Here is a 3,596-nt window from a genome sequence, read left to right on the forward strand (position 1 = left end):
ATTACATACATCAATGCGATTGTAGCGATTCTGATAACATATTGTGATTTGAACAGAAATGGAAATACAACTGCCAGGACAAGCGTAATTCCCATAAGGGGGTACTTATAACGAATCAGAATACAACTAAGTTTTTCTAACATACCGCTCCTCCCTTCTACACTTTATTAATCTGTTTCTTGCCAAACAATCCCACAGGACGGAATAACAAAATCACAATCAAAACAGTGAACGCAATGGCATCCCGGTATCCGGAACTCATATACCCAGCTACAATTGTTTCAATAACTCCCATGCAAAGTCCACCCACCACAGCGCCTGGCAGCACACCCACTCCACCCAGAATAGCTGACGCGAATATCTTCATACCAATCATGGCACCCATAGTAGAATCAATTGCCTGGTAGTACATCCCAACCATAGTACCTGATATGCAGGCCAGCACCCCGCTGCATATAAACGTAAAGGATATAACTCCGTTTATATTCACACCCATCAATTTGGCTGCCTCCATATTTTGACTTGTACTGAGCATAGCCTTTCCCAACTTTGTTTTATACACAATCAGTGACAAAACTGTCATGAGAATGAAAGCTACTGCCAATATAATGACCTGTGTCCAGCTCACTACTGCATTTCCTATATAAAATCGCCCCAAATCCAGTTTGTTTGGAAAAGATTTCGTCTCACTTCCGAAAAACAACATGACAAAATTATCCATGATCATTGACATACCCAGAGTGGTGATTAAAGCCGAAAGATTAGGCGCATGCTTTTTCCTCAGGTACCGCAGCGCAAACCGCTCCAGACAATATCCTGCTGTTCCTGTCAGAATCAAGCTCAGCAAAAATGCCACCACAAAATTACCAGTCAGAAGGTAGAGCATAAGGGACAGATAAGCTCCCAGCATGTACAGCGAACCATTGGCAAAGTTGGTCAGTTTGATCACACCGAATACCATTGAAAATCCAATGGCTACCAGAGCATATGTACTGCCAATTGTCAGTCCATTTATCAATTGCTGCAAAAACATACTCTTCTCCTATCCGCCAAAGGCTATTGGTCTACTCTCACAAAGTCCCCATCTTTTAACTCGTACACATAAATACCCTTTATCATTTCTTTGCTTTCATTAAATGCCATGTTGTAACCCGATACCCCATTGAATTCCCGAATGGAAGCAATCTCCTGGCGCAGCGCTTCGCTGTCAGTCCCCACCTTTTTGATACAGTCTAACAGAATATTGGTAGTATCAAATGCCTGGGCAGCAAATCCGTCCGGAACCTCTCCATATTTTTCCTTGAAAGCAGTGATAAATGTCCTGGTCTTATCGTCCAGTCCTTCTGTATCTTCTACATTATCTGAAAAATAAGGTATGCTGCTGAGTATTAAAGCTCCATCCGCTTTATCTCCCACAATATCCAACAGTTCCTTTTTAAGGCACATTCCCGGCCCCACAAGCTGTGCGCTGATATCAAGGCTTTTCGCCTGGATAAATATTTGAGAAGCTTCATTATAAGCCGCACTTGCATATATAATTTCAGCTCCTTTATTTTTCACATTTGATAATATAGGTGTGAAGTCCTTGGTAGAGCCTGTAATAAAGGCCTCTTTAGCAACCACCTCTCCTCCCAGGTTTTCCCACTCATTTGCAAATAAATCTGTTGCCAGAACTCCCTGGTCCGTATTCTGATAGATGATAGCCAGCTTCTTACCGCCTGTAATCTTATATAATTCCTTAGCAAATTCAGAACCTTCATATTTCTGGCTCATGACACAGGAAAACATAAACTCTCCCATGCCGGGAAAATCCGTATGCGATGCTGCCGGACTTACCAGCAACAGCTTGTTTGATTCAAAAATAGGTGCTGCTGCCATGGCGCAGGAGGATGCATAGCTTCCTAAGCCTGCTATCACCGATGAGTCGGACACGATTTTATTGGCTACATTTACGGCTTCTGTCGCATCACCTTTATCATCATTGAATTCCGTAATATAATCAGTTCCGTTTTCCTTATTAAACAATTCCACCGCAAGCTCAGAGCCCCTCATAAGCATCTCTCCATACTGCATATTATCCCCTGTCAGCGGAAAGAAATAGGCCAGTTTATTCTTGCCGGCAGTATCTCCTCCTGAATCCGCACCGGTTCCTTCCTGGACATCATTTCCCGTTTTTCCACCAGCACTGGTTACCGCATCCGAGGTCCCCGCTCCCTGATTCTGGCTGCATCCGGCTAAAATAGCTCCACCGCAGCAGACCACACTTAACATCAACGCCAGCATCCTTCTCTTCAACATCATAATCCTCCTTCATCTCTTTTATCATGATTTAAATATCTGTTCCAACGCTTTGTACATAGCCTCTGCCGGTGGCAGCTCCCCAGACCACATCTGAGCGGCCAAGGCCCCCTGATACACAAGCATACTAAGTCCATCAAAGGTCAATGCTCCCTTTTCTTTAGCCTTTTTTAGGAATAAAGTTTCTGCCGGGTTTGTAATAATATCCTGTACAATCATCCCTTCCTTTATATTCTCATAACAGATATCAGGACACCCCGAATCCGGATACAGCCCTGAATTCGTAGCATTTATTAATATATCGCAATCCGGAATTTGGAGTCCCGGCACCCATTTGATAAATGAAGACTTGCAGCAATCCATATTCCGTATAACCCTGCAGAGCTCCTTTCCCGGCTCCTCTCTTCTAGCCGCTACTGTCAGTTCCTTTGCTCCGGCTAGGGCACACTCAACCGCAATCGCTCTGGCCGCTCCGCCTGCGCCTAACAGGACAATACGTTTCCCCTCCAGGGACACCCCCCTCTTTTCCATCCCAATGATGAATCCTTTACCATCCGTATTATCCCCTATCAGTTCTCCATTTCTGTTAGGCGGTCCATATAAGCCACCGCTGCAATCTTGTGGGGTATGGTCAGATTCACCCCCTCGAATCCTAATGCCCGGATTCCCTCCAGGGCAGCTTTCAAATTTTCAGGCTTAACCTCCATCAGCTGATAACGCCATGGTATTCCTAAAGCTTTATATCCTGCCTCATACATTTCCGGTGACGGATTCTCATCAATGGGGTATCCCAGGGCTCCTGTCAGTCTCTGTCTGAAACATGTTTTCATATGCATAATCCTCCAAACAAGGTCATCTTTATCCAGCAAAGTTAAGTGAAGCACGTTTTAATACTCTAAAATGATTTGCGTTTAATCATCTGCATTTTAAGCTGATACTCTTTATAATCAGTCCCGCCATTTTTAATCCTCCCAACTAAAAGCTCTGCAGCCAGATGGCACATCTCATCCACAGGATGACGCAGAACCGTCAATGGAGGATTGGTAATTTCCGTCCAGGCATTGTCTCCAATCCCAACTAAAGCGAGTTCTTCCGGAACCTTAATTTGATGCTCCATAAGACACTTCATCACTCCGATCTGCATATTGCCATTGCAGATTAAAAGAGCGGTCATAGTGCGGTCTTTTACCAGCCTCTCTGTCTCCTCATAAGCAATGACAGCATCTGACTCCCCTTCTTTGATTAATTCCGAGTCTATCTCAAGACCATGTTCCTTCAGCGCCCGTATGTATCCCCGG

General features: G+C 44.4%; 5 protein-coding genes. All 5 read right to left on the minus strand.

The features are described 5' to 3' along the window. Positions 1-157: 157 nt before the first annotated feature. Positions 158-1,033, minus strand: coding sequence for a branched-chain amino acid ABC transporter permease (locus KH180_RS16480; RefSeq protein WP_002589537.1), 876 nt, complete (start codon positions 1,031-1,033; stop codon positions 158-160). A 23-nt stretch (positions 1,034-1,056) separates the two neighbouring features. Then, on the minus strand, positions 1,057-2,301 hold the full coding sequence (locus KH180_RS16485; protein ID WP_117565547.1) for an ABC transporter substrate-binding protein: 1,245 nt from the start codon (positions 2,299-2,301) through the stop codon (positions 1,057-1,059). Between the two features lie 21 nt (positions 2,302-2,322). After that, complete coding sequence (locus KH180_RS16490) at positions 2,323-2,829, minus strand: shikimate dehydrogenase family protein (protein ID WP_290762422.1); 507 nt, start codon at positions 2,827-2,829, stop codon at positions 2,323-2,325. 38 nt (positions 2,830-2,867) lie between these two features. Beyond that, positions 2,868-3,128: a shikimate dehydrogenase family protein gene (locus KH180_RS16495; protein ID WP_290762425.1), complete on the minus strand. Its 261-nt coding sequence runs from the start codon at positions 3,126-3,128 to the stop codon at positions 2,868-2,870. 65 nt (positions 3,129-3,193) lie between these two features. Beyond that, the coding region (locus KH180_RS16500; RefSeq protein WP_290762428.1) for a substrate-binding domain-containing protein at positions 3,194-3,596 on the minus strand (403 nt) is incomplete at its 5' end.

It is taken from the genome of Anaerostipes sp. (genome assembly GCF_018381315.1).
GTDB lineage: Bacteria > Bacillota > Clostridia > Lachnospirales > Lachnospiraceae > Anaerostipes.

Coding starts and splice junctions, on each gene's coding strand:
- KH180_RS16495 (WP_290762425.1), bottom strand. CDS start 3,128: ATGAAAACATGTTTCAGACAGAGACTGACAGGAGCCCTGGGATACCCC.
- KH180_RS16485 (WP_117565547.1), bottom strand. CDS start 2,301: ATGATGTTGAAGAGAAGGATGCTGGCGTTGATGTTAAGTGTGGTCTGC.
- KH180_RS16480 (WP_002589537.1), bottom strand. CDS start 1,033: ATGTTTTTGCAGCAATTGATAAATGGACTGACAATTGGCAGTACATAT.
- KH180_RS16490 (WP_290762422.1), bottom strand. CDS start 2,829: ATGGAAAAGAGGGGGGTGTCCCTGGAGGGGAAACGTATTGTCCTGTTA.